This is a genomic window from Acidaminobacter sp. JC074 (genome assembly GCF_022496765.1).
Classification (GTDB): Bacteria; Bacillota; Clostridia; order Peptostreptococcales; family Acidaminobacteraceae; genus JABXKX01.
Map to the genome: position 1 here is coordinate 354725 of NZ_VANV01000009.1, position 24752 is coordinate 379476.

General features: G+C 35.7%; 26 protein-coding genes and 1 other annotated feature. Of the genes, 1 reads left to right on the top strand and 25 read right to left on the bottom strand.

The window, feature by feature from the left end:
- Nucleotides 1-2: 2 nt before the first annotated feature.
- The 18 genes from EZV73_RS12120 to EZV73_RS12205 all read right to left on the bottom strand — a co-directional run bounded on the left by EZV73_RS12120 (nucleotide 3) and on the right by EZV73_RS12205 (nucleotide 16780).
- Nucleotides 3-506 carry a gamma carbonic anhydrase family protein gene (locus tag EZV73_RS12120; RefSeq protein ID WP_240840584.1) on the bottom strand — a complete coding sequence of 168 codons (504 nt, stop codon included), beginning with the start codon at nucleotides 504-506 and terminating at the stop codon, nucleotides 3-5.
- Nucleotides 507-1859, bottom strand: a complete 1353-nt coding sequence (scfB, locus tag EZV73_RS12125) for a thioether cross-link-forming SCIFF peptide maturase (protein ID WP_240840585.1) — start codon at nucleotides 1857-1859, stop codon at nucleotides 507-509.
- A gap of 78 nt (nucleotides 1860-1937) precedes the next feature.
- Nucleotides 1938-2078, bottom strand: coding sequence for a six-cysteine ranthipeptide SCIFF (scfA, locus tag EZV73_RS12130; protein WP_240840586.1), 141 nt, complete (start codon nucleotides 2076-2078; stop codon nucleotides 1938-1940).
- Between the two features lie 98 nt (nucleotides 2079-2176).
- The gene (gene yajC / locus EZV73_RS12135) at nucleotides 2177-2557 is read right to left on the bottom strand and encodes a preprotein translocase subunit YajC (protein WP_240840587.1); all 381 of its coding nucleotides are present in this window, start codon (nucleotides 2555-2557) and stop codon (nucleotides 2177-2179) included.
- Between the two features lie 129 nt (nucleotides 2558-2686).
- Nucleotides 2687-3805: a tRNA guanosine(34) transglycosylase Tgt gene (gene tgt, locus EZV73_RS12140; RefSeq protein ID WP_240840588.1), complete on the bottom strand. Its 1119-nt coding sequence runs from the start codon at nucleotides 3803-3805 to the stop codon at nucleotides 2687-2689.
- A gap of 6 nt (nucleotides 3806-3811) precedes the next feature.
- Nucleotides 3812-4834, bottom strand: a complete 1023-nt coding sequence (queA, locus tag EZV73_RS12145; RefSeq protein WP_240840589.1) for a tRNA preQ1(34) S-adenosylmethionine ribosyltransferase-isomerase QueA — start codon at nucleotides 4832-4834, stop codon at nucleotides 3812-3814.
- 7 nt (nucleotides 4835-4841) lie between these two features.
- Nucleotides 4842-6359: a SpoIID/LytB domain-containing protein gene (locus tag EZV73_RS12150; protein WP_240840590.1), complete on the bottom strand. Its 1518-nt coding sequence runs from the start codon at nucleotides 6357-6359 to the stop codon at nucleotides 4842-4844.
- Between the two features lie 2 nt (nucleotides 6360-6361).
- Nucleotides 6362-7396 carry a Holliday junction branch migration DNA helicase RuvB gene (gene ruvB / locus EZV73_RS12155; RefSeq protein WP_240840591.1) on the bottom strand — a complete coding sequence of 345 codons (1035 nt, stop codon included), beginning with the start codon at nucleotides 7394-7396 and terminating at the stop codon, nucleotides 6362-6364.
- Between the two features lie 8 nt (nucleotides 7397-7404).
- Complete coding sequence (gene ruvA / locus EZV73_RS12160) at nucleotides 7405-8013, bottom strand: Holliday junction branch migration protein RuvA (RefSeq protein ID WP_240840592.1); 609 nt, start codon at nucleotides 8011-8013, stop codon at nucleotides 7405-7407.
- A 278-nt stretch (nucleotides 8014-8291) separates the two neighbouring features.
- Nucleotides 8292-8774, bottom strand: coding sequence for a GNAT family N-acetyltransferase (locus EZV73_RS12165; RefSeq protein WP_240840593.1), 483 nt, complete (start codon nucleotides 8772-8774; stop codon nucleotides 8292-8294).
- 6 nt (nucleotides 8775-8780) lie between these two features.
- Nucleotides 8781-9605 carry a response regulator gene (locus tag EZV73_RS12170; protein ID WP_240840594.1) on the bottom strand — a complete coding sequence of 275 codons (825 nt, stop codon included), beginning with the start codon at nucleotides 9603-9605 and terminating at the stop codon, nucleotides 8781-8783.
- Nucleotide 9606: 1 nt separating this feature from the next.
- A complete protein-coding gene (locus EZV73_RS12175) occupies nucleotides 9607-10896 on the bottom strand; it encodes an ATP-binding protein (RefSeq protein WP_240840595.1) in 1290 nt (429 codons plus the stop codon).
- 81 nt (nucleotides 10897-10977) lie between these two features.
- On the bottom strand, nucleotides 10978-11472 hold the full coding sequence (locus EZV73_RS12180; protein ID WP_240840596.1) for a GNAT family N-acetyltransferase: 495 nt from the start codon (nucleotides 11470-11472) through the stop codon (nucleotides 10978-10980).
- Nucleotides 11473-11822: 350 nt separating this feature from the next.
- On the bottom strand, nucleotides 11823-13649 hold the full coding sequence (locus EZV73_RS12185) for an ABC transporter ATP-binding protein (RefSeq protein ID WP_240840597.1): 1827 nt from the start codon (nucleotides 13647-13649) through the stop codon (nucleotides 11823-11825).
- A 10-nt stretch (nucleotides 13650-13659) separates the two neighbouring features.
- Nucleotides 13660-15453 carry an ABC transporter ATP-binding protein gene (locus EZV73_RS12190; protein WP_240840598.1) on the bottom strand — a complete coding sequence of 598 codons (1794 nt, stop codon included), beginning with the start codon at nucleotides 15451-15453 and terminating at the stop codon, nucleotides 13660-13662.
- 448 nt (nucleotides 15454-15901) lie between these two features.
- On the bottom strand, nucleotides 15902-16084 hold the full coding sequence (locus tag EZV73_RS12195) for a hypothetical protein (RefSeq protein ID WP_240840599.1): 183 nt from the start codon (nucleotides 16082-16084) through the stop codon (nucleotides 15902-15904).
- 3 nt (nucleotides 16085-16087) lie between these two features.
- On the bottom strand, nucleotides 16088-16321 hold the full coding sequence (locus EZV73_RS12200; RefSeq protein ID WP_240840600.1) for a hypothetical protein: 234 nt from the start codon (nucleotides 16319-16321) through the stop codon (nucleotides 16088-16090).
- 9 nt (nucleotides 16322-16330) lie between these two features.
- Nucleotides 16331-16780, bottom strand: a complete 450-nt coding sequence (locus tag EZV73_RS12205) for a hypothetical protein (RefSeq protein ID WP_240840601.1) — start codon at nucleotides 16778-16780, stop codon at nucleotides 16331-16333.
- A 130-nt stretch (nucleotides 16781-16910) separates the two neighbouring features.
- Between EZV73_RS12205 and EZV73_RS12210 the strand changes: the two genes are divergently transcribed.
- Nucleotides 16911-17213 carry a DUF2325 domain-containing protein gene (locus EZV73_RS12210; protein WP_240840602.1) on the top strand — a complete coding sequence of 101 codons (303 nt, stop codon included), beginning with the start codon at nucleotides 16911-16913 and terminating at the stop codon, nucleotides 17211-17213.
- A gap of 178 nt (nucleotides 17214-17391) precedes the next feature.
- Here the strand turns inward: EZV73_RS12210 and lysS are convergent, their stop codons facing one another.
- The 7 genes from lysS to ftsY form a co-directional block, all read right to left on the bottom strand.
- Nucleotides 17392-18888: a lysine--tRNA ligase gene (gene lysS / locus EZV73_RS12215; RefSeq protein WP_240840603.1), complete on the bottom strand. Its 1497-nt coding sequence runs from the start codon at nucleotides 18886-18888 to the stop codon at nucleotides 17392-17394.
- Nucleotides 18889-18953: 65 nt separating this feature from the next.
- Nucleotides 18954-19172, bottom strand: a binding site (T-box leader).
- An 80-nt stretch (nucleotides 19173-19252) separates the two neighbouring features.
- Nucleotides 19253-20668 (bottom strand): Na+/H+ antiporter NhaC, encoded by a 1416-nt coding sequence (gene nhaC / locus EZV73_RS12220; RefSeq protein WP_240840604.1) that lies wholly within the window; start codon nucleotides 20666-20668, stop codon nucleotides 19253-19255.
- A 527-nt stretch (nucleotides 20669-21195) separates the two neighbouring features.
- Nucleotides 21196-21429 carry a KH domain-containing protein gene (locus tag EZV73_RS12225; protein WP_240840605.1) on the bottom strand — a complete coding sequence of 78 codons (234 nt, stop codon included), beginning with the start codon at nucleotides 21427-21429 and terminating at the stop codon, nucleotides 21196-21198.
- Nucleotides 21430-21450: 21 nt separating this feature from the next.
- Complete coding sequence (gene rpsP / locus EZV73_RS12230) at nucleotides 21451-21699, bottom strand: 30S ribosomal protein S16 (RefSeq protein ID WP_240840606.1); 249 nt, start codon at nucleotides 21697-21699, stop codon at nucleotides 21451-21453.
- Nucleotides 21700-21755: 56 nt separating this feature from the next.
- Complete coding sequence (gene ffh, locus EZV73_RS12235) at nucleotides 21756-23093, bottom strand: signal recognition particle protein (RefSeq protein WP_240840607.1); 1338 nt, start codon at nucleotides 23091-23093, stop codon at nucleotides 21756-21758.
- Nucleotides 23094-23101: 8 nt separating this feature from the next.
- Nucleotides 23102-23473 (bottom strand): YlxM family DNA-binding protein, encoded by a 372-nt coding sequence (gene ylxM, locus EZV73_RS12240; protein ID WP_240840608.1) that lies wholly within the window; start codon nucleotides 23471-23473, stop codon nucleotides 23102-23104.
- 98 nt (nucleotides 23474-23571) lie between these two features.
- A complete protein-coding gene (gene ftsY, locus EZV73_RS12245) occupies nucleotides 23572-24744 on the bottom strand; it encodes a signal recognition particle-docking protein FtsY (RefSeq protein ID WP_240840609.1) in 1173 nt (390 codons plus the stop codon).
- Nucleotides 24745-24752 lie beyond the last annotated feature (8 nt).

The following is a 24752-nucleotide window of genomic DNA, read 5'->3' on the forward strand; positions in this document are numbered from 1 at the left end:
AATTATTTTTTATGTGAGTTCGCTTCTTTTACATAACCTTTTGCAGAATCCAAAAGACCTTGTATAGCTTCATCACCTAGTGTTTTCACAACTTTTCCTGGTGATCCAACAACTAAAGATTTAGATGTTATTACCTTGCCAGGTGGAATTAAAGCACCTGCACCAATGATAACATCATCTTCTATGATGGCCCCATCTAAAACAATGGCACCCATCCCTATTAAAACACGATTGCCTACCGTACAACCATGAACAATAGCATTATGTCCAATTGTAACATCATCACCAATAGTCGTCTTAAAACCTTTGGCTACATGGATAGTTACATTATCTTGTACATTGGTACGCTGACCTATTTTGATGTTTTCAACATCGCCACGTAAAACAGCCCCATACCATATGCTTGAATCCTCACCTAATGTTACTTTACCAATAACAGAAGACGATTCTGCTACAAAGCAAGATTCATGAATTTCTGGTAAATAGTTCTCGTATTTAATAATCATTTATTCCTCCATTAACTTCGCTTGAATGTAAAGTGACGCTTCAAGTCTTTTCTTTTCCATATCACAACCTAAGTCATATGGAATGTTAATGTCATTATTAAAATTGAATGCATTGGCGTGACAGCCACCAGAACAGTAGAATTTAGCCCAACACGTCTTACACTTCTCTTTGTTGTAGACATGTGCATTCTTAAATTCTGTGCTTAAGTGGTTGTTATAAGTACCTTCTACAACACTACCGATTCTGAAATCTTCATTGCCAACAAACTGATGACAAGGATAGATATCTCCATCTGGTGTAATTGCCACATACTCAGACCCAGCACCACAACCCGTTAGACGTTTAACCACACATGGTCCTTGAGATAGATCTACAATGAAGTGGAAGAATGAAAAATCATTTTCTTTACCTCTTCTTGAAACCAACTCTTCAGCCAATAGATCATATTGTTCATAAATAGTCTCTAAATCTTCTTCACGAAGTGCATAGTCGTGGTGACCTTCAGCAACAACCGGCTCTACAGAAGTAGACTTAAAACCTAAGTCAGCCATATGAATGACATCTTTTGCAAAGTTGGTGTTGAATCTTGTGAAAGTCCCTCTAACATAGTAGTTCTTGTTACCACGCTTTTCAACAAGCTTCTTGAACTTAGGTACTATGATATCGTAAGTACCACCACCGTTAACTGTGTATCTCATTAAATCGTTAACTTCTCTAGTACCGTCAATACTGAGTACGACATTGTCCATATGCTCATTGATATAATAAATTTTATCATCATCTAATAAAACACCATTCGTTGTAATTGTAAATCTGAAAAGCTTGTTGTGCTCTTCTTCCAACGAACGACCATACTTAACCAATTCTTTAACCACTTCAAAGTTCATTAGCGGTTCACCACCAAAGAAATCAACTTCTAGATTTCTTCTGTTACCTGAATTATCAACTAAAAACTTAAGTGCTTTCTTCCCTACTTCTAGACTCATAAGACTTCTATCGCCTTCAAAGTCACCTTGCGAAGCAAAGCAGTATTTACAACGGATGTTACAGTCATGAGCGATGTGTAAACACATTGCCTTAATCACTGGTTTTCTGTTTTGGAATTCCAGATTCTCAATGTAGCCATCCTCAGAAAAAAGTTGTTCATGGTCAATCAAATACTGTAATTCACCTATGGCTGATATAACTTCTTCTTTGTCGTATTTGTTAGCTAGAAGCTCTGCAGTCTCTGATGCTTGATTCTCAGGAAAATGATCCAATATATCAAAAATCATTTCATCCACAACATGCACAGCACCACTGTTTACATCTAGTACAACATAAACCCCATTTTTCTCAAACTTATGTATCATATTTCACCTTTTCCATTCTACAAGAATTTAAACAAAAAACGAGCTAATAGTACAAGTACTACTATTAGCTAGAATTTCTTATTTATTTTCACATTCTTGGTTAGCTACTGTACAAGAAGTCTTACATGCTGATTGGCATGAAGTTTGGCACTCGCCACATCCTGCATGAGAAGCAGTTTCCTTCAATGTACCTTTGTTTAATGTCTTAATGTGTTTCATACTACACCTCCCTACTTTTAAGCCACATAAAATTATATCATAAGCCAGTCGATAATTAAAGCGAAAAAAAACAACTCGCAGATTAATCTGCGAGTATTTTAAATCTCAAAATCATCTATTTTGAAATCATCATCGTTATCATTATCGTTATCATCTTCAACAGACGTTACTTCTTCTGTTTCAGTAGTTGGATTGACACGAATTGCCACAGCATTTTTCTTGATTCTAACTTTTGATTCCTCCGAAAGAATAACATACTCATCATCTTCCATCAGAATAATTTCACCAATGAAACCACCTATGGTTTGAACCTTATCGCCTACTTTTAAAGAGTTCAATAAGTTCTGAGCATTCTCTTGTCTTTTCTTTTGAGGTCTAATAATCATAAAGTATAACAATGCACCAAATATTACGATTGTTGGTAACATACTTAAGATGCTACCTTGTGCAGCTGTGAATAATGCAAAATTTAAACCCATTTATGAAGCCTCCTTTATAATTCCCAAATCTAATAAAGATTTATTACTATGTTAATAGTACCAAAAAAGCCTGATTAGAACAATATGAAAATTCTAAAAGAAAAGTCTCAAACATTAAATGTTTATAAACTACTTACCATAGTATCTTTGGAAGAACTCTTCCCTAAAGTCAAGAAGTCTATCATCCATAATAGCCTGTCTTACATCTTTCATCAAATTAATTAAGAAGTAAAGGTTGTGTGTTGTTAATAATCTTGATGATAAAATCTCACCTGACTTAAATAAATGTCTTAAATAAGCTTTGGTATAATTTCTACATGTGTAGCAATCACAATCTGGATCTAGCGGTGTAAAGTCTTCAATATGCTTGGCATTTTTGATAACCACCTTACCCTGAGACGTCATAGCTGTACCATTTCTAGCAATTCTAGTTGGTAGTACGCAGTCAAACATATCGATACCGCGAATAACACCATCTATAAGCGCATCTGGGCTACCAACACCCATTAAATATCTCGGTTTGTCTTTTGGAAGCAGTGGTACTGTATAGTCTAGTACTTCATTCATCAAGTCTTTTGGTTCACCAACACTTAGGCCACCAACTGAATAGCCTGGAAAATCCAGTTCTAAAAGTTCTTTAACACTTTGCTCACGAAGGTCCTTGTACATACCACCTTGAACAATACCGAATAAAGCCTGTCTGTCAGGGTTCTTATGTGCATCTTTACATCTCTTCGCCCAACGTGTTGTTCTTTCAAGAGACTTCTTTACATAGTCATAATCCGCTGGGTATGGCGCACACTCATCAAAAGCCATCATGATATCAGAACCTAGGGCATTTTGAATTTCAGTTGCTTTTTCAGGAGATAAGAAATGTTTAGAACCATCAATGTGAGATCTAAATTCTACACCCTCTTCAGTAATCTTTCTTAAGTCACCTAAAGAAAAGACTTGGAAACCACCAGAATCTGTTAAGATAGGTCTGTCCCAGTTCATAAATTTATGAAGGCCACCAGCCTTTTCAATCAACTCATGTCCCGGTCTTAAATATAAGTGATAAGTATTTGACAGAATAATCTCTGCATTCATATCTTTTAACTCTTCCGGTGTCATCGCCTTAACCGTTGCCGCTGTACCTACAGGCATAAAAATCGGTGTATTGATGATACCTCTTGGTGTGTGTAATCTACCAAGTCTAGCACCTGATTGCTTACACTCCTTTATTAATTCATAACGTATTGCCATCATAGCCTCCTATAATAATATCATAGCATCACCAAAGCTAAAGAATCTATATTTTTCTTTAACTGCAGTCTCATAAGCATGTAATACTTTTTCTCTATCAGAAAAGGCACTTACTAACATAATTAATGTAGACTCTGGTAAATGAAAATTCGTAATCAAACCATCTATAATCTTGAAGTCATAACCTGGGTATATGAAAATTTCCGTCCAACCAGAACATTCTTTTAAAGTACCATGCTGCTGCATAACGCTTTCTAAAGTTCTCGTTGAAGTAGTACCCACAGATATGATTCTACCACCATTTTTCTTTGCATTTAAAATAATGTCTGCATTTTCGTCATCCATCATATAAAACTCGGAATGCATTTTATGTTCTAGTACATCATCCACCTTAACCGGTCTAAATGTACCAAGGCCCACATGCAAAGTCACGTAGGCAATATGAATACCTTTTTCTTTGATCTTATTCATTAAGTCTTCCGTAAAGTGAAGACCAGCAGTTGGTGCTGCTGCAGAACCATTATGCTTAGAATAAACTGTTTGATAACGTTCCTGGTCATCTAGGGTCTCAGTGATATAAGGCGGTAATGGCATGGTACCAACTTCTTCTAGAACATTTTCAAAAACACCTTCATAGAAAAACTTAACCATTCTTGAACCTTCATCCGTAATGTCAACGACTTCACCTGTCATCAAGCCTTGACCAAAAGTAAAGCTTGAACCAATTTTCGCTTTTTTACCTGGTTTAACAAGGCATTCCCAAACATCTTTTTCTGTTTGTTTTAAAAGTAAAAATTCAACTGTAGCACCTGTTTCTTTAACACCAAATATCCTTGCAGGCAATACCCTAGTATTATTAAGTACCAAACAATCACCTGGATTTAAAAGATCCAATACATCCGCAAAAATGTGGTGCTCAATAGCACCACTTACTTTGTTTAGATACATCAGCTTTGATTGATCTCTCTTTTCCAGAGGTGTTTGAGCGATTTGCTCATCAGGCAAATCAAAATAAAAATCTTTCGTTCTCATAATTCCTCTATTCTATATGTGTTCCTGTATAATAAAAGGTCAAAATATCTTCAAAATTTAAACCTTGTTCAGCCATATTCTTTGCGCCCCACTGACTCATTCCAAGACCGTGTCCCCATCCTTTTCCATGGATGGTGTAGCTGGTTGCTTGAGATGTAACCTGTGAAGTGGACTTGCCACTAAAGACATTTATGTTAGAATCCAGCGTATATGTTTTACCATCTCCAGAGATAACTGTCAAGTTACTTGGTGATTTTTCTTGAAAACTTTGTCCATCTGTGACAACTATCGCATTATCTGGCACAACCTTAATCAAGGTAGACTTCATTTCATTATAACCAAATACTTTTCTAATGTCTTGCTTTGGTAAAAGTACTGTCTCATTGCTACCAACAAATGTAGCCTCATAAACTCGGTTATTGTCTGTGTACTCTGAAATAAAGAAGTTCTTTAAGGAACCAAGATTATAACCCTTACTTTTTAAAGTGTTTTCTATAAAAGACTTGGAATATTCAAGTGTCCATGAATCGTTCGGCGCACCCAATGAAAAGGGATCATAGATGCCTTTGGTATAATCCTGCGGTGACGAAAATACATTTTCACTGTTTTCAGTATAACCACCACTGTTAGAATGATAAAAAGCATTCACAAGTGTATCTTCATATTTTAAGACCAAACCACTTGTTTCATCAACTGCCTGATTGGATACAGGACCTTCATACTTATAACCACCATAAACCTGTGATAAAGTCGTATTGTCTAAGTTAAAGCCATAATGACTAAATTTGTTAAAGTTTGCTACAGCAAAATTTCTTGCAACAATAGCCTGAGCTTTTAAAGCTTCAATCGGCCATGACTTATCCATCTCTCTCGGTACAACACCATACAGGTACTCATCCATGTAGACATAGTTAATAACAGAGACATCATTGGTACTGAGTCTTTTAGCTCCAAAACCGCCTCGATATGGCATGTCACCGAAATACGAGAAGGCATCCTTTAACTCAGCATTCATAGGCGCTACAACATAATCATTTGTCGTGTCTAAACCAAACAAAATTTGACTATCTTTTAAGACAACCAAGTTTGGATTGGGTAAAGCCACAGTCCCACCTACAGACTGAGCTTGACTGTTCGCTGTACTTTGATTGGTAGAAATACCATAAACATAAAACAAGTCTTTTAAAACAACAAAACCGCCATTAAGTTTCTTGGTATCTGCCTTGGCAAGTTCATAACTCGCATAAGGTCCCATGACAGCATGATAGCCGTCATCTTTTACAAAAGCAAATTGACTTATATCCGTTTGACACAAACTTTGATAAGCACCATCTACAAGTTGACCAATTTCAAAGGGTACTTGTCCCTTAATGGTAACCGGTGCCTTTTGATCATTTGAATCAAGGGAAGTATACTGTAAACCAATTTTTATGATAGTTTCATCTTTTACTTCAGCAAATCCCATTATAGAAAAAACAAGTGAAAGAATCAACGATAAAACAAGAATTAAAGAGATTTTTCTCATAGCTACTCCTCTAGAAGATAAAGTCTGTTAAAATGCTCGTATGCATGCCTTGTTAAGACTCTACCACGTGGTGTCCTGTTGATAAAACCAAGTTGCAACAAATAGGGTTCGTAAACATCCTCTATGGTGATTTTTTCCTCACCTGTTGAAGCTGCCAATGTATCAAGGCCTACAGGTCCTCCACCGAACTTATCCATAATTGTAAGGACAATACGGCGATCCACCCCATCAAGCCCTAACTTATCAACTTCTAATAAGTCAAGTGCTCTGGTTGCGATATCATCTGTAATCACACCATCACCTACCACTTGTGCATAATCTCTTACACGTTTTAAAAGACGATTCACAATTCTAGGTGTCCCTCTTGATCTTCTAGAAATCTCTGTTGTCGCACCTGGATTGATGTCCACACTCATAATACGAGCAGAACGTCTTACGATGCTAGACAACTCCTTGGTTGTATAAAGCTCTAACTTACACATAACACCAAAACGATCTCTTAATGGAGAGGTTAACTGGCCTGCTCTTGTAGTCGCACCGATTAGAGTAAACTTTGGCAGATCTACACGCACTGACCTTGCGCCCGGTCCTTTACCAATCATGATATCCAAAGTAAAATCTTCCATCGCTGGATAAAGGACTTCTTCAACATGTCTGTTTAAACGATGTATTTCATCAATGAATAAAACATCATTTTCTTGAAGACTGTTAAGAATAGCAGCCAAATCCCCAGGTCTTTCTATAGCAGGGCCTGATGTTACCTTGATATTTACATTCATTTCATTTGCGATGATATTGGATAAAGTTGTTTTACCAAGTCCCGGCGGACCATAAAGTAAAACATGATCAAGTGGCTCACCTCTCATTTGTGCAGCCTGTATAAAAATTTTAAGTTTTTCTTTTTGTTTTTCCTGACCAATATAATCATCCAAAGTCTGAGGTCTAAGTGTCTTGTCAATAAGATACTCATTTTCCTTCAGATTCGGTGTGACAAATCGGTCATGTTCTAAATTGTCAAATCCATCAAATCGATTCATTTTACTTCCTATCTATTCATGAGGTTTTTAAGGGCTAGCTTAATGATATCCTCTGTTGACAAGTTACTAGCATCAATACCTGAAACTGCCGAGTTAATTTCGTTATGGGAATAGCCAAGTGCAAGTAAAGCCGCTTTTGCATCCTCAAAACTTGTATGATCAATGTCTAAAGTTTCTTGAATCACTTCACCATGATCAACAGATATATGCATGACTTTTTTGACCTTGTCTTTTAACTCCAAGATGATTCTCTCCGCCGTCTTCTTGCCAACTCCATTGGCTGTGGTTAACACCTTTACATCTCCCGATATCAAAATGGTATACAAACTAGTATAAGGGATTGATGATAAGATGGCCAAGCCAACTTTTGTACCAACACCCGATACGGATGTTAAGAGTTTGAACATTTTAAGCTCATTTTTTGATGAAAAACCACAAAGGGTCATTGAATCTTCTCTTACAATCAACTCAGTAAAAATACAGATCTTTTCACTGTGATGTTGCAGCTCAGCAATGGTCGTTAATGAAGTCATCACTTTATATCCTATTTCATTAGACTCGACTACTATGTAGTCTTCATCTACATGTTCTACATATCCTTTTATATATTCCAGCATAAAATTCTCCTTCTTATGCTCTATTCTAACACAAACATACATTCGATAACAGTCTTGTTCATTGACTATCTTATTTTCTTAACAATTCAAAAACAAAAAATAACAAAAACCTAAGGGGAACTTAGGTTTTTGTCTTAGGGTTTAACTTAGATAAAAGTATCATTAGAATGTCTTTGACATCTATTAACTAAAGTATACACGATATTCTCACAAAAAACCACAAAAATTTAAAAACCATCTGATATTTATTTCATTTTCTTAACAAGAGTTTCTTTTTGTTAATTAAGTTCAAAATATGATTCATATCGATTCGTATCATCAAACCAGATTTCATTATGATACTTAAAGCCGAGCTTTAAAAGTAACTGCCTTGATGCCATGTTCTCTGGCAGACATGCAGCAATAACTTTGTAGTCACCCTTTTCACTTAAAAACTCAAGCGCTGCTCTGCCCGCTTCATAACCATAACCCTGATTGTGATAATCAGGCATGATATGAATGCCAAACTCAAAAACACCCTCTTCTTCGAAGGAAAAACCACAACAACCGATGATTTTCCCCTCTAAGACCATGGCAAACAACTGAGTGCCATAGGTCTCATAATGCTGTAAACCTCTTTTAATGGACCGTTTTACTTGTTCTATGTCAAGTACAGGCTCAATAAACTTCATAACCTCAGGATTGCCCCATAAGGCTAGACCAGCTTCAAGATCATCTTCAGTCCATAATCGATATGTTAATCGTTCTGATTTAAATAACATAAATACCTACTTTAACAAAATAATGTTCTCTATAAACCTTCTGATAGATATCTTGCCACCAGAAGACCTTTTACCTCTGATGTAATCCATTTCAGCCTTAACATTTTGAAAATCATAAAGTGAGTTGGAATAGGCTAAGAAAATCTCATTCATATAATCTTCTATACCGATATTGGCAAGGTTAATAAGTCCCTTATTGATAGCTCTTCTCAGCCTTTGCTCCATAGCTTTAGGATTATCAGATAACTCTTTACAAATATCTTTTACTTTAAAGTCAAAAGTTGATTGCTTGTTTTCAATCATGTAATTGCATATAGCCAATATATCTTCTGTTCCTTTTTCACCCATTATACCAAGCTTTGAGAATATAAGCTTAATGGCCCTCATTGGATCATCTTTAGGTTTTTCAACACGTTTTTCGTTCTTTCTAAACATATTGCCCATGATTTCAAACTTGGTTTCCAAGTCGATTTTTTCTGTTACCTTTTCAATAACCTTGGCCACTTCGTTTCTGTTGATCGGCTTATTGATAAAGAACTCAATCCCAGATTCATAAGCCTTAGATATCATATTCTTATTGGTTACTTGAGAAATCATGATACATTTTGGTACCTTGCTTAAAGATTGCAAAGCACTGACGATAGCTATACCATCTACCTCTGGCATCAGTAGGTCTATTAAAACAATGTCTGGTTCTAAATCAGACACCATTTGAACCGCTTTACGTCCCTCATGACAAACACCAACTACTTCGCCAAGTGAAGAAGACTGAATAATGCTTTCCATAATTCTTATGATCTTATGGTCATCATCCACTATAACAAATCTCATATTACCCCCCTGCTAATTCCTTGTCGATATAAACGAAGAAATCTGTCCCAACATTTTTTATAGACTTCACTTCTATTCGACCATTTAATCTATTTTCTACAATTTCTTTGACAAGTGCTAATCCAACACCTCTGCATATATCGCCTGTTTCTTCATCAAATTTTGTGGAGAAACCTGTTTCAAATATAAACTCAATATCTTTTTCATCAATACCAACACCATTATCTGAAATGGTAAAAACAAAGTACTTACCCTGTTCATGAAACTTAAGCTTAACCGTCCCATAAGAGTTGTTTTTCATCAGCTCCTCTATGGCATTGTTAACCAAGTTTCTTAGAACAGACATAATCAAGTAATGCTCTTTAACATAACGACTTGTGTGTACACTGGTTATAAACTGAATATCAGAATTGTTGTCCTCTAGATACCTTGTAATAGAAAACCTTAGTATTCTAATCAACTCAGTTAACCTCATGATACTAGCTGTTTCCTCACCATCGGTAATCTTACCAAGACCATCCACAACTCTCGAATAATTCTTTTTTATCTCATGTATGTCTGTTGCAATTTTTAAGGCTATTTTTTTTATGTCCTCATCACTCATATCTTCAAGTTCAGAATAAAGTGAGTAAGCATCCCCCATGACATATTCAATATAGTCCATATTCTTCTGAATAAAGTAGGCTTCACTTTTTAGTTCAGATGTCAGCATCAGAAGCTGCTTATAACGTATCTCATGTTCATCTTTTCTAATCAATCTCGAATAGTAATTTAAAAACATGACAATGCCAATACTGATAACCACACGAATAAGCGCAACCAGGAAGAAAATCATAGTTGAGTTAGATGTATAGATAAAGGACGGACCGTATCTGGCGATGGCTTCTACTGTATTACCTGCCCAATCACCAAAGACTGCTACTAGGGCCCAGTGTGAAATGGACTTAGAATCTGATTTGGTGTATAAAAAATAAAAGATAACACCATAGAGTATATCAAAATATACAAAAGGAAAATCAGACCAAAAGGCCGCTTCAAAGGAACCATATATATTGTATTGGGTTAAGGTTCTAAATAGAAGACCGACCCCCATGACATAAAAACCTGTTTTAATTGGATTTAAAGTTCTATCAAAATAGTAATAAATAGGTAGCACTGCTACAGATATTGAAAACTTAAATTCAAATGGTAAGGAATCAAAATAAAACTGTGCAATTAATGCGTCAACGATTGCTATAATCAGCATTTTACTATGCATATTTATATTGATTCTCTCTAATCTTAATTGCATCACTCTTCTCCCACGTACTCTATATTTTAACAGATTTTAATACAAAATGAAAATAAAAAACAACCTAAACAAGTTAGGTTGTTAAAATAATGGTTTCATCATAGGCTGATACTCATAGCCTCTCTTGCCTGAATATCTTGCCATTCTTAAACCGGTTGTCTTCTTGTAGCCAAGAGATTCATAAAATCCTACAGCTTCCACTGTTGAAGACAATCTTACATATGGAAAACCTTCCATTTTGCACTTATCCTCAAATAGTTTTACAAGTTCTCGTCCAATACCATTTCGAGTATGTTCTTCAAGTACAAACAGGTTTAAAATATTATCTTTTGAACCTCTAACAACACCCACTATTTCATCACAGTCATATGCAATCCAAATATCAGACATTGCAAGGGTTCTTTCTAATTCCATAATCATTTTTGGATCTTTTGAATCAACATAGTTGAAGATCCCTAAGAATTTCTCCTTAGATTTATCATTTACATTTTTAAATGTATGTTCTTTCATCATTGTAGCTAGTAAACCGCTAACCTCTTGAAAATTTGTTCCGTCGTAAGCTCTTATTGTTTTCAAAATATCACTCCTAGATTTCGTATGAGCAAAAATCTAGTGTGGCGAGTAGTTACCTAGCGCGTATAAACTACCGCCTTCTATAGACCTTTGCTTGGTTATTGACCTTTTTGTTTGATTTACGTAATCTATTATTCATGAATTTAACTCCTTTTCTTGTATTCACTTTCGTCCTAACAACGTTCTCTTAAAAACCTTTCGCTAATCTGGATTTCACCTTGTCCAGACGATGTCCTGTTTACAGCCGACTTTAGCATCATCGACCAACACTTAAACATCTCTTCCTGCCACAGAATCATAACTTATAGTTTTTAAGATTACCGTCATCTATTTATAAAGGGCCTTACCCTTTTTTACTTGTTAATAACTTCAATTTCTTTTTCATCGATAAACTGATTGGTGTACAGATTGAAGTAATGACCTTCGTTATTCATCAACTCATCATGTGTACCATCTTCGATGATTTTTCCTTTTTCTATTACTAATATTCTATCAGCTGAGCGAATCGTTGACAAGCGATGTGCAATAATAAAACTTGTTCTTCCGGTAAGAACCTTTTGAATCGCCTCTTGTACAATTAACTCTGTTTCTGTATCAACAGAAGATGTCGCTTCATCTAATATGAATAGCTTAGGATTTGCTAAGATGGCTCTGGCAAATGAAATCAGTTGTTTTTCACCAGTAGATAACTTAGCACCACCTTCACCCACTTCAGTATCATAACCATTTTCAAACTTCATAATAAAGTCATGAGCGTTAACAAGCTTTGCAGCTCTTATGATATCAAGTTCCGATGCCTCTAACATACCATAAGCTATATTGTCTCTAATGGTACCTGAAAAGAGGTGCGGTGTTTGCAAAACATAACCAATATTGGAATGCAGCCACAATTGAGAACGCTGTCTATAATCAATACCATCAATGAGGATATCACCCTTTACAGGTTCATAGAATCTACAGGCCAAGTTGACAATTGTTGATTTACCTGATCCTGTTTCACCAACAAGAGCAATGGTTTGTCCTGACTTGATGTTTAAATTAAAGTTCTCTAAGATGACTTCATCTTCTTTATAGTAGAAAGTTACATCCTTAAAATCTATATCACCATGAATAGGCTCCCAGTTGTGACGTTTTGAGTCCACTGAATCTCCGTATTTCTTAATGATTTCATCGCCATCTATAATATCTGATTCTGTATCTATCATAGACAGTAATCGTTCTGCAGAGGCTTGCGCTACTTGAAGCTCTGCAAATATTCTTGCCATTTCTCTGATCGGCTCGTAAAACTGTACAGTGTAGTTAACAAAGAGTACCAGTGTACCATATGAAATGGTCTTCATAATAACACCGTTACCACCAAAGCCAAGTGCCAGTGCCATACCTACACTACCCATAGAGATAACTATCGGCATGTACATAGAAGATATAATAGCAGATCTAACGGATTTCTTTTTCATATCGTAAGTAATTTCTTGAAATTCAGTTAAATTCTCATCTTCTCTAACAAGTGTTTTAGTCGTCTTTGCACCTGTAATACCTTCGTTAAAAGCACCTGTAATCTTAGAGTTTATCTTTCTAACTTTTCTAGATACTCTTAAAATCTTTTTTTGAAAAAAGATGCTGACGATCGCTAAAAACGGTACAACTGTCAATGTAATAAGCGCAAGCTTTACATCAACAACAAACATAACGACTGCAATCATGGTCATCATAGAGATACCCCACATAAAGTCTACTAGACCCCATGCTAGAATCTCACCGATTCTATTGGTATCTGATGTCATCCTTGCCATCAGCCAACCTACAGCTGTTTTATCAAAATAAGAAAATGATAATTCTTGTAGCTTCTTGAAGCCTTTTTTTCTTAATGAGTAAGTCACGCCAGCCTCTATCTTACCTGCTTCTTTAATAAACAGGTAGACAACACCTGAAATAGTCAATACAGCCATTGCATAGACCATGACAAAGTAACCAAAGCCATCTAAGGTATTGTTACCAATAAAATGATCAATGGCAAACTTGGCAAGGTAAGGAATCAAAACATCCGTCCCTGCTAGGATCATCATAAAAACTGCCAAGACAATAAAGTTCTTTCTGAAAGGTTTTAAATACTGTAATAAGTTTTTCCAGATGGCAAAGTCATAATTTGAGCTAAATTCTTTTTCTTCATGTGTATTCATACTTCACCCCCTATATGATGTCTTCTTCTTTATAAGCATTTTGAATTTCCCATATACGCTTATATAAACCTTCTTTTTTAATTAAAGCATCATGTGTATCTAAGTCTGTAATCTTTCCGTCTTCTAGGATCATAATTCTATCAGCCTCAGATAATGTTGATACTCTATGTGAAATGATGATTGTCGTTAAAGCCTTATCAGTGTGCTTTAAACGATGTCTAATTGCCGAATCAGTTTCTGTATCAACGGCACTTAGCGAGTCATCAAATATAACAACTGGTGCATCTGTTATGATACGTCTTGCAATGGCCATTCTTTGCTTTTGACCACCTGATAGAGAAACACCTCTTTCACCTACCAGGGTCTCATACCCCTCATTAAACTCCACAATCTTATCGTGAATAACAGCTGTCTTAGCAGCATTTTCTACATGGTGATGGTCAGCATCAGCCTTGGCAATTTTTATATTATCACGAATATTTTTAGCAAACAGGAATGGTTCTTGTAAAATCAAACCAACATGTTCACGTAAATGTTTCTTATTATAATCTTTTACATCGATACCATCGATTTTGATACTACCCTTGTCCACATCATAAAGTCTCGCCATTAAGTGAACCAGAGTTGATTTACCTGATCCAGTTGGACCTAAGATGGCTAAAGTTTCACCTTTATTTACCTTAAATGAAATATCATCTAAGATCTTACGTCCCTCTTCATATTCGAAACTTACATGATCAAACTCGATAGAACCTTTAATTGGACTAAAGTTGTCTCCTGAAGTAGTCATTTCAGAAGGCACTTGTAAAATTTCTTGCGTTCTATCTATGGCAACAAATGCCTTAGACATATCTGTCAGGATTCTTCCTAACTGTCTTACAGGCCACAAAAGCATACCTACGTAAGATGTAAATGCAAATAGTGTACCCAATGTGATTTTCCCTTGAACTGTCCAAACTGTACCGATACATAGGACAAGTGCAGATTGGGACAAGCAGATGATATCTGATGAAGACCAGTACTGAGCAAATAGCTCTAGCAGTCTAAGGACTGAATCTCTCATATGGGCATTTTTTTCTTCAAACTTATCAATCTCATAAGCCTGTCTACCAAAAGCTCTTACAACTCTAACACCTGTTAGGTTTTCTTGAATGGTTGTAGACATCGCACCTTCTGCCTCATCAACTACTTTAAAGGTTCTTTGGATACGTTTAAAGAAGAAGTATGAATAGAAGAATATGACTGGCACTACTGCTAGTGATATAAGTCCTAGATTCATATCTAAATTTAATACTATAAATGCAATTGTAATAATCATAAAGATTGCTCTGAATATTTCAACCATTTGAGTTCCTAAGAACCTTCTAATCATATCTACATCTGAGGTACATCTTTGGATCAAGTCACCTGTTTCTGCAGATACATGGTATTCATATGATAATTCCTGCAAGTGACCATATAGTCGGTCTCTTAAGTTTTTGGCAATGGTTTCAGATGCCTGAGCAGACCATTTACCTTTAAAGTATAAAAAGACACCTCTTGCAATTGTTAAAGTAACCACTAATATGCCTGGTAGCCATAACATCTGAATCAATTCTTCTTTGGAACCGAAATACAGAAAAAATCTCCCTATCATGTTGGCATTGTCTATTGGATCTGTTCCAATAACCGAGTCAATCGTCGTACGAACGACAAGTGGTACAATCAACGATGCTGTTACTGCTAATAAAATTGCTACGATGGCGCCTATGTATTTAAGTACATTACCTTTCATGTACTCAAACATAATTTTAAAGCGTTTCATAATATAACTCCTTGTGCATATAAATTGAATGTCAGCTTTCTGATTTTATCTCAAACAAAAGTATATTGCATGTCCTAAATCAGTTTAAAAAAGTTTTTACATAGACGACTTCTATGTAAGACATGTTTTTATGTAAGAATACAAAAAAACACAGGATTCACCTGCGTTTTTCAAAAAATTTGATATAAAAAAACCGCAGGTACGCACCTACGGTAATATAGACATAGTTATCTTATCCCGTCGGTTACGCTATGATTTACAGAATTTAACATTGTGACGCCAAATCCGTTATATACTTTTGTTAATACTTCAATTGTCATTCTACTGATAGTTCTGTTCATTTCGTAACCTCCTTTCTTAAATACATACTTTAATAACTTACAACTTAAGTATAAAGCATGCTTATTTTTATTACAAGCCCTTAACGTGGTGTAATAATTCTGTAACATTAGCTATAATCTTTTTCACTTAACTCCACAAAATGATTGTGATGACCCAGTCTCAAAATGGCCACCTGACCGCCAGATACTGCAAGGGCTTTGCACTGACAGTAAACATAATCTTTTTCATTTGTGCTTGTTATAACATCACCACAAAGCAAGCATTTCGCCTTGTTGGATAAAATCTTCATGACTCACCTCTTTATACTTTTTAACTCATAATACATCTCTTCTAAGTGATCAACACGCTTGTTTAAGGTCTTAATCAAGGTCTCTAACCTAAGAATGATTTCATCTTTTTCTTTTAACTTTGACTTTAAATCAAGAATTTCGTCTGATACTATTGCAGGTGCAACCTCTAGCGGATCTTCATCTTCCTCAATACCAAGTTGCTCCATTACTGCCGCACTGATATTCTTATAACTCATGATAGCTCCTTACATAAATTGGGTGATTCCATAGAATGCCAAGGCTCCTAAGACAAATGCAATCAAATGAGAAATCAAATATTTGAAAGGTCTGTCAAGAAATTGCTTATTCAGCCACAACTTTAGAGCATTATAAGCCCTCGTGAAACCTTTCATTTTTTTCATTTCTACATAGTTAATACCCAGTTTACTGATTTTGACACGGTCTTCTATAATTTCTACAGCCTTATTCATATATTCAAAGGAAACCATACCAGATTCCAGATAAAAGTCATCAGCATCAATTACTTTCATAGCGCTCATTTGGTCTAAAATATAAACCAACTCACGTGTTCTCATAATCTTATCAACTTCTTCTAAATCATAGGATTCAGCAGAAAAATGAATTTCCTCATTCAGTATATCACGCCTATATAAATCATCAAGAATTTTTTTCTGTAATTTCGTCATACCTACCATTTTCCACCCTCTTTAATTATAAATCATTCTTCTAATCAAAACAAGAAACTAAAATTATTTAATCCCTTCCATTTTACTAGGAATTATGATATTATTATGTAAATGAGAATCGTTATCAAAGGAGGATTATATGGCGGCATTAATAATAGGTGCAGATAAACTAGGTAATATACCAGAATTTTTACATAAACAAGGCATTGAAGAAATCATTCACTGGGACGGCAGAAAAAAAGGTATGAGAAAGATGGACATACCAGAAGATATCGGTATGGTAATATGTTTGTATGATTTCTTAGAACATCGCTTAACTGAACGTGTTAAAAAAGTAACAAAAGATAGAAATATCCCCTGTGTTTTTGCAAGACGTTCAATCTCTGACTTATCTAAACAATGGGACAGATGTCAAAACTGCCGCAAGTGCTTAGTTAATTAGACTTTAACTTAAAAAGTTTAAACATATTCAGCTATCATAAGAACACCTAGTCCATTTGGATTAGGTGTTCTTTATTTGACAGTATAAAATTCATTCATTTCTTGCATATACTTGCTAAACATTTCTGCACGCTATAAAAAGACCTTACTAATTGAATAGTAAGGCCTAAATAATAAATTTATGATCTTGGTCTCATTAATGGGAATGCAACACATTCTCTGATTGGCTTATCCATCATGACTGAGAATAATCTCTCTGATACTCCAAAGCCATAAGCTGGTGGCATACCATATCTTAATGCTTCAATGAATGTTTCATCATGCTCATGTGCTTCTTCATCACCTGCTTCACCCATTTCTCTTTGCTCTTTGAATCTGCTTTCAAGATCTAATGGATCGTTAAGCTCTGTATAACCGTTACCCATTTCAGAACCAGCAAGGATAATTTGCATTTGAGCAACTTTTCTATCATCACCAGGCATTCTCTTTGGTAGTGGGTTTAACTGAACTGGTTGACCTACTAAGAAACCAGGACCAGATAAGTCTTTTCTTACAACCTTCCAAAGCACGTCAATCAGTCTCCAGTAGCCTAAGTTAGGATCAAACTCTACATGGTAATCATCTAATCTCTTCTCTACTTCTTCTTTAGTTGCAGTAAATACGTTAACGCCAGTTGTTTCTTCGATGATTGTTTCGAAATCATAGATTTTCCACTCAGCATCCATATCGATGTCAAATCCACGAGTTGTAAACTTAGAAGAACCCATTACAGCATGTGTAATCTTTCTATATAAGTCTTTTGTAAACTCCATACCATCATCAATATCTGCATAAGCCCAGTAAAACTCCATTTGAGTGTAGTCTTGTAAATGCTCAGGACTCATACCTTCGTTTCTAAACTGTCTACCAATTTCAAAAGTCTTTTCATAACCAGCAACTAGTAATTTCTTTTGCCATAACTCACCCATAGAAATTCTTAAGAATACATCGATGTCTAGTGCATTGTGGTGTGTTGCAAATGGTGTAGCTGCAGCACCACCTGAAGAAGTTTCAAGAATTGGTGTTTCTACTTCTAAGAAATCATGGTCGATCATGTAATTTCTAATAGTAGCCCAGAACTTTTGCTTCTTTAAAAAGATTTCCTTTACATCTCTATCCATGATGATGTCTAAGTATCTCTTACGAAGTCTTGTTTCATCATCAGTTAAACCATGGAATTTTTCTGGAAGCGGCTTAAGTGCTTTTGTTAAGTGGTGATATTCAGTTGCTTTAACACTAACTTCACCAGTCTTAGTTTTAAATACAGTACCAACAATACCTACGATGTCACCGATATCACACTTTTGGAATAACTCAAATTCCACTTCTGATAACTTATCTTGACGAAGATAGATCTGAATTTGACCGTCGTTATCTTGGATATGCATAAAACCTGCTTTACCCTTACCACGCTTTGTCATAATTCTACCTGCAACCTTTACAGCTACAGCCATCTCTTCTAATTCTTCTTTAGTCGTTTCAGCATACTTTTCTTGTAAAGCAACTGAATAATGTGTTGGTGCAAACTTATGTCCAAATGGATCAACACCTTTAGATCTTAACCATTCAATCTTATCAACTCTGATTTGTTCTTGCTCAGTTAATTTTCTTACTACTTGATTTTCTTGATTACTCATTTACGTTCTCCTTTCTCGATTGAGCACGTGTACAATATAAAAACTCCCGTGCCCAAGACCATTGTCTTGAGGACGAGAGTTACTTCGCGTTACCACCTCAATTTATTCATACATCACTGCATGAACCTTAACAAGTACTATCATACTCTACTCTATAACGGGAGTACCCGTCTTGCTTTACAAGAAACTCCAAGGCCTTATTCACATAATTTCACTGCATCTTTTCACCAACCAGATGCTCTCTTAAAGCTTTATTATGCTACTCATCTCTTCACAGTCTTTACTTATGTGTATGTTACACCAGACGCAAAAAAAAGTCAATCAAAAAATATGAAAAGCCAGATAAAAATCTGGCTTAATTGTATTATGCAGCTTCTTCAGTTGCTTCAGCTTTATGCATTGAGAATCCTGTGTAACCGTAGATTACAGATAAGATTGGGTTGATTAAGTTAAGGATACAGTAGATTTGGTAACCGAAGATACCAACGCCTAATGACTCTAAACCTAATGAACCGTACATGTAAGCACCACATGTGTTCCAAGGAATAAGTGGAGATGTTAATGTAGCTGAATCCTCTAGAGCTCTTGATAAGTTCTTAGGATGTAAGCCAAGTTTGTCATAAGATTCTTTGTACATTCTACCTGGAATAACGATAGCTAAGTATTGGTCACCAGCAACTAAGTTCATAAATACAGCAGTTAATACTGTAGATAATACAAGACCACCTCTACCTTTAAGTAAAGATAAAATACCATCAGCTAAAGCTCTTAACATACCAGTCTTTTCCATAACACCACCAAATGTTAATGCACATAAGATAAGTGAAATAGTCCACATCATTGATTGTAAACCACCACGGCTAAGTAGTGAGTCAATAACGTCAGAACCAGTAGCATAAGATACACCATTTTGCATAACGTCAAACATGCTCAATAAGTTATAACCATCTTGGAAGAAGATCATAGCTAAACCACCAAGTAAAGCTCCACCGAATAAGCCCGGGATAGCTGGTACTTTCATAACTACAGCACCGATTACGATTACTGGAATTAATAATAATAATGGATTGATTGAGAAGTTAGCTTCTAAAACTGTTAACATTTCGTTGATACTGTGAGTATCTGCATTACCTGAAGCAGAAAGACCCATGATACCGAAAACGATTAATGCGATCACATAAGATGGACCAGTTGTGTAAATCATATGCTTGATATGATCAAATAATGTAGCACCAGAAACTGCTGGAGCTAAGTTTGTAGTGTCAGATAATGGAGACATCTTGTCACCAAAGTATGCACCTGAGATGATTGCACCAGCAACTACTGCAGGATTCATGTCAAGACCAACACCAACACCCATTAATGCAACACCGACAGTAGCAGCAGTCGTCCAAGAAGAACCAGTCGCTAACGATACGATAGAACACATGATCAGTGTAGCTACTAAGAAAATACTAGGTGATAATACTTTAAGACCGTAGTAAATCATAGTTGGAACGATACCAGAGGCAATCCAAGTACCTACTACCATACCGATGATCATTAAGATAATGATTGCGCCCATAGACATTTTAATAACGTCTACAATACCTTCTTCTAACTCTACCCATGAAAACTTAAGTACGACCATAGCGAATACTGCAGCTACGATTGCAGATAAGAATAATGGAATATGCACTTCACCGTCATTTCTGATTACATAAGTTAATGTAACCATAAGGAAAATAATTGGTACCAGTGCGTGCCACAATGTTGCTTGTTTCTTTTGATTTTGATTCAAAATAATTCCCCCCTTTAATAAATTCATCTTTATTATATTATAAGCGTCACAAAAAAATACATAAAAATACGATTTAGATGAAAATTTGTTAAAAATTTATAAAGTTCAGAATTTTTTAGTATTTAAACACAATAGACCAAATTGGGTTATTTTTTTCTCAATTTTATGTTTATGCAAAGGTTTTCCTGCAGCTACAGACCGGTTTTGGGCGCATTTTTCCAACAATTCACAAGACATGTAAACTTTTCGAAACGAAAAAACTTAGTATTTTATTTCACAATCTTGCATAATTAATCACACGCCTAATATTCATGCAAAATCAAAATGTATTTTTTTGAGTATTTTATACTTATACTATTTATACTGAAAATACATGAATACTTAGCTGAGCGAGCTTTTGTGTAAGCTTATTTTACATAAATCATGCCTTCTAGCATACGATTTCAAGCGATCTACGAAACAGAAAATATAGGTCCTTTGTAAAACATCTCCAAATAGCAAAAAAAATACACTGCTATGCAGTGTATTTAGTCTTGAATAATCTCTACAGTTACTCTTTTGTTAGATTTTGTTGCAGCTGCCTTAACAACTGTTCTGATAGCTTTAGCAATACGACCTTGCTTGCCGATTACTTTTCCCATATCATCAGGACTCACTCTTAACTCAACAATAATTGATTGAGCGCCTTCAACTTCACTAACAGAAACTGCTTCAGGTTGATCTACCAACGATTGAGCAATTAATTTAACCAGTTCACCCATTCGGACACCTCCTAGTTATTATTACTTCTCGATAATACCTTCAGCCTTTAATAATCTCTTTACTGTCTCAGTTGGTTGAGCACCATTTGATAACCACTTTTGAACCTTCTCAGCGTCAACTTTTAAAGTCTTTTCTTCGTTCATTGGGTTGTAGTAACCAACTTGCTCGATAATTCTACCATCTCTTGGTGAACGAGAATCTGCAACTACTAGTCTATAAAAAGGCTTCTTCTTTGCACCCATTCTCTTCATTCTAATCTTTACTGCCATAATTCTACCTCCTAGGTATATAAAATTTTTATAGTAATTATACTAATACTAACCGTTTAAAATGGTAACCCCATGCCACCTTTTTTCATTTTCTTTGCGAATGCAGGATTGTTGAATTGCTTCATCATCTTCTTTGTTTGAGCATGTTGCTTAAGCAGTTTGTTAACAGCATTGACTGTTACACCAGAACCTGCAGCAATTCTTTTTCTTCTGCTCGCATTGATGATTTCAGGATTTTGTCTTTCCTTCGGCGTCATTGATTGAATGATGGCCTCAAGTCTTAAAAATTCCTTCTCATCGATATCTATATTCTTAAGTGCTTTATTGTTCACACCAGGAATCATTTTTAATAGGTCGCCAATAGGCCCCATATTTTTCATTTGTTGAAGCTGGTCTAAGAAATCCTCTAAGTCAAACTCATTTTTTCTCATTTTCGCTTCTAACTTTTTCATTTTTTCTTCATCTAGGTTTTGCTCTGCTTTTTCAATTAATGATAAAACATCACCCATACCTAGTATTCTTGAAGCCATTCTATCTGGATGGAACTCTTCAAGGTCTGTTAGTTTTTCACCAACACCGACAAACTTGATTGGCTTGCCTGTAACGGATCTTACAGATAAGGCAGCACCACCACGTGAGTCACCGTCAAGCTTTGTTAAGATAACACCTGTTACATCTAACTTCTCGTTGAATGTTTCAGCGACATTAACAGCATCCTGACCTGTCATGGCATCAATTGTTAAAAGAATTTCATGCGGCTTAATAATGCCCTTTACATCTTCTAACTCATCCATTAAAGCTTCATCAATGTGCAAACGACCAGCTGTATCGACAATCAGTACATCAAAACCTTTGATCTGTGCTTCTCTTAAAGCTTCCTTTGCAATCTTTCTAGGATCTTCTTGACCCATAGCAAATACAGGAATATCTAATTGTCCACCAACCACTTGTAACTGCTTGATAGCAGCAGGTCTGTAAATATCACAAGCAGCCAATAATGGTTTTTTACCTTGTTTCTTTAAGAAGTTACCTAACTTACCAGCCATGGTTGTCTTACCAGCACCCTGCAAACCACAAAGCATGATAATTGTCGGCGGTTGAGATGAAAGCTCAAGTTTCTCAACTTTTTCACCCATTAACTTAGTTAACTCTTCATTTACTATCTTAACTACCATCTGACCAGGTGTCAGACTTTTCATTACATCTTCGCCAACAGCTCTCTCAGAAACCGTCTTTATGAACTTCTTAACGATCATAAAGTTAACATCTGCTTCAAGAAGTGCTAGCTTGATCTCTCTCATGGCAGCCTTTATATCTTTTTCATTCAGTTTACCTTTGCCTCTCAGCATCTTAAAGGTGCCCTGAAGTTTTTCTGCTAAACTTTCAAAAGCCATATTGCCCTCTATTCTATCATCTCATCGATGTCGCGGGTCACAATTCCAATGACATTTTTAACTTCTTTACGAAGGACTTCAGAATCGCCATCCACTATTTGAGATAAATTCATCATTTTTAACTGGATATCATTTAAAAGTAGATTGTTCTTATTAAACTTATCCATCAATCCTAATTTTGATTCGTAATCTTCAAGCGTTTTGGTTGCACGTTTTACTGTATCGTGTACACCTTGTCGGCTTATTGATAAATCCTCAGCGATTTCACCAAGAGAGTAATCATCTAAACAGTATAAGGTTAATATATCTTTTTGCTTGTCTGTTAACAATTCACCATAGAAAGCGAATAACTCAGCAACCATCATCTTCTTCGATAACATTTTATCTCCTTGCTGTAAAGGTTATTTACTTTACAGAAGAATTATATAAGAGTCCTGACATAAAGTCAAGACTTTTATACGATATATTTTATTAAATTTTATTCACCTAATAAAGCATCCGCAAATGCACGTGGATCAAACCTTTGAAGGTCGTCAATCCCCTCACCTACACCGATTAATTTAACTGGAATATTCAGCTCATGATTGACTGAAATAACAGCACCACCTTTAGCAGAACCATCTAATTTTGTTAATACAATGCCACTGATAGGTGTTACTTCCTTAAACAACTTAGCTTGCTGAATAGCATTTTGTCCAGTTGTACCATCTAATACAAGTAAAACTTCCTTTTCAGCATTTTGGTATTCTCTTTCTACTACCTTAAACACTTTCTCAAGTTCCATCATTAAGTTCTTCTTGTTATGAAGTCTACCTGCCGTATCTACAATTAAAACATCAGACTTTCTAGATCTTGCAGCATGAACCGCATCATAAACCACTGCCGCTGGATCAGAACCTTCTGATTGAGCAATGACATCTACAGATGATCTGTCACCCCATACCTTTAATTGATCGATTGCAGCTGCTCTAAATGTATCTGCAGCAGCCAAAAGTACATTCTTACCATCATTTTTAAGTAAATTTGTAATTTTACCTATAGAAGTTGTCTTACCTGCACCATTTACACCAATAACAAAGACAATTGATGGTGGGTTGTCTACTCTAAGACCCGGCTCTTCATGTGTCATCATTTCTACAAGAACATCTTTTAGAACAGGCTTAACGTCTTTAGAATCCGTGATCTTTCTAGCAGTCAACTCTTCACGAAGTTTTTCAATGATATCCATTGTCGTAGACATACCAACATCGGCCATAACCAAGATTTCTTCGATTTCCTCTAAAAGCTCATCATCAATCTTGCCATAGTTGTTGATTAAGTTATCAATCTTATCAGTGAAGTTCTTTTGAGTTTTCATAAGACCTTCTTGAAGCTTAGCAAAGAAAGATTTCTTCTTAGGCTTTTCTATAACTTGTTCAACGAATTCTTCAGTTTCTACCACTTCTTCTACAGGCTCTATTACCTCAGCAGATGCCTCTGAAACTTCTTCGACTTCTTCTACTACTGATTCCTCGACAGCTTCTTCAAAAGCCTCTTCTGGTGTTTCGTCTATTATGATATCGTCTTCCTGAACTTCCTCACCTGAAAGCTCAAGTTCTTGATCGATGATTTCATCTTCTTTCTTTTTCTTACCAAACAATTTCTTAAACATTTTGTCCT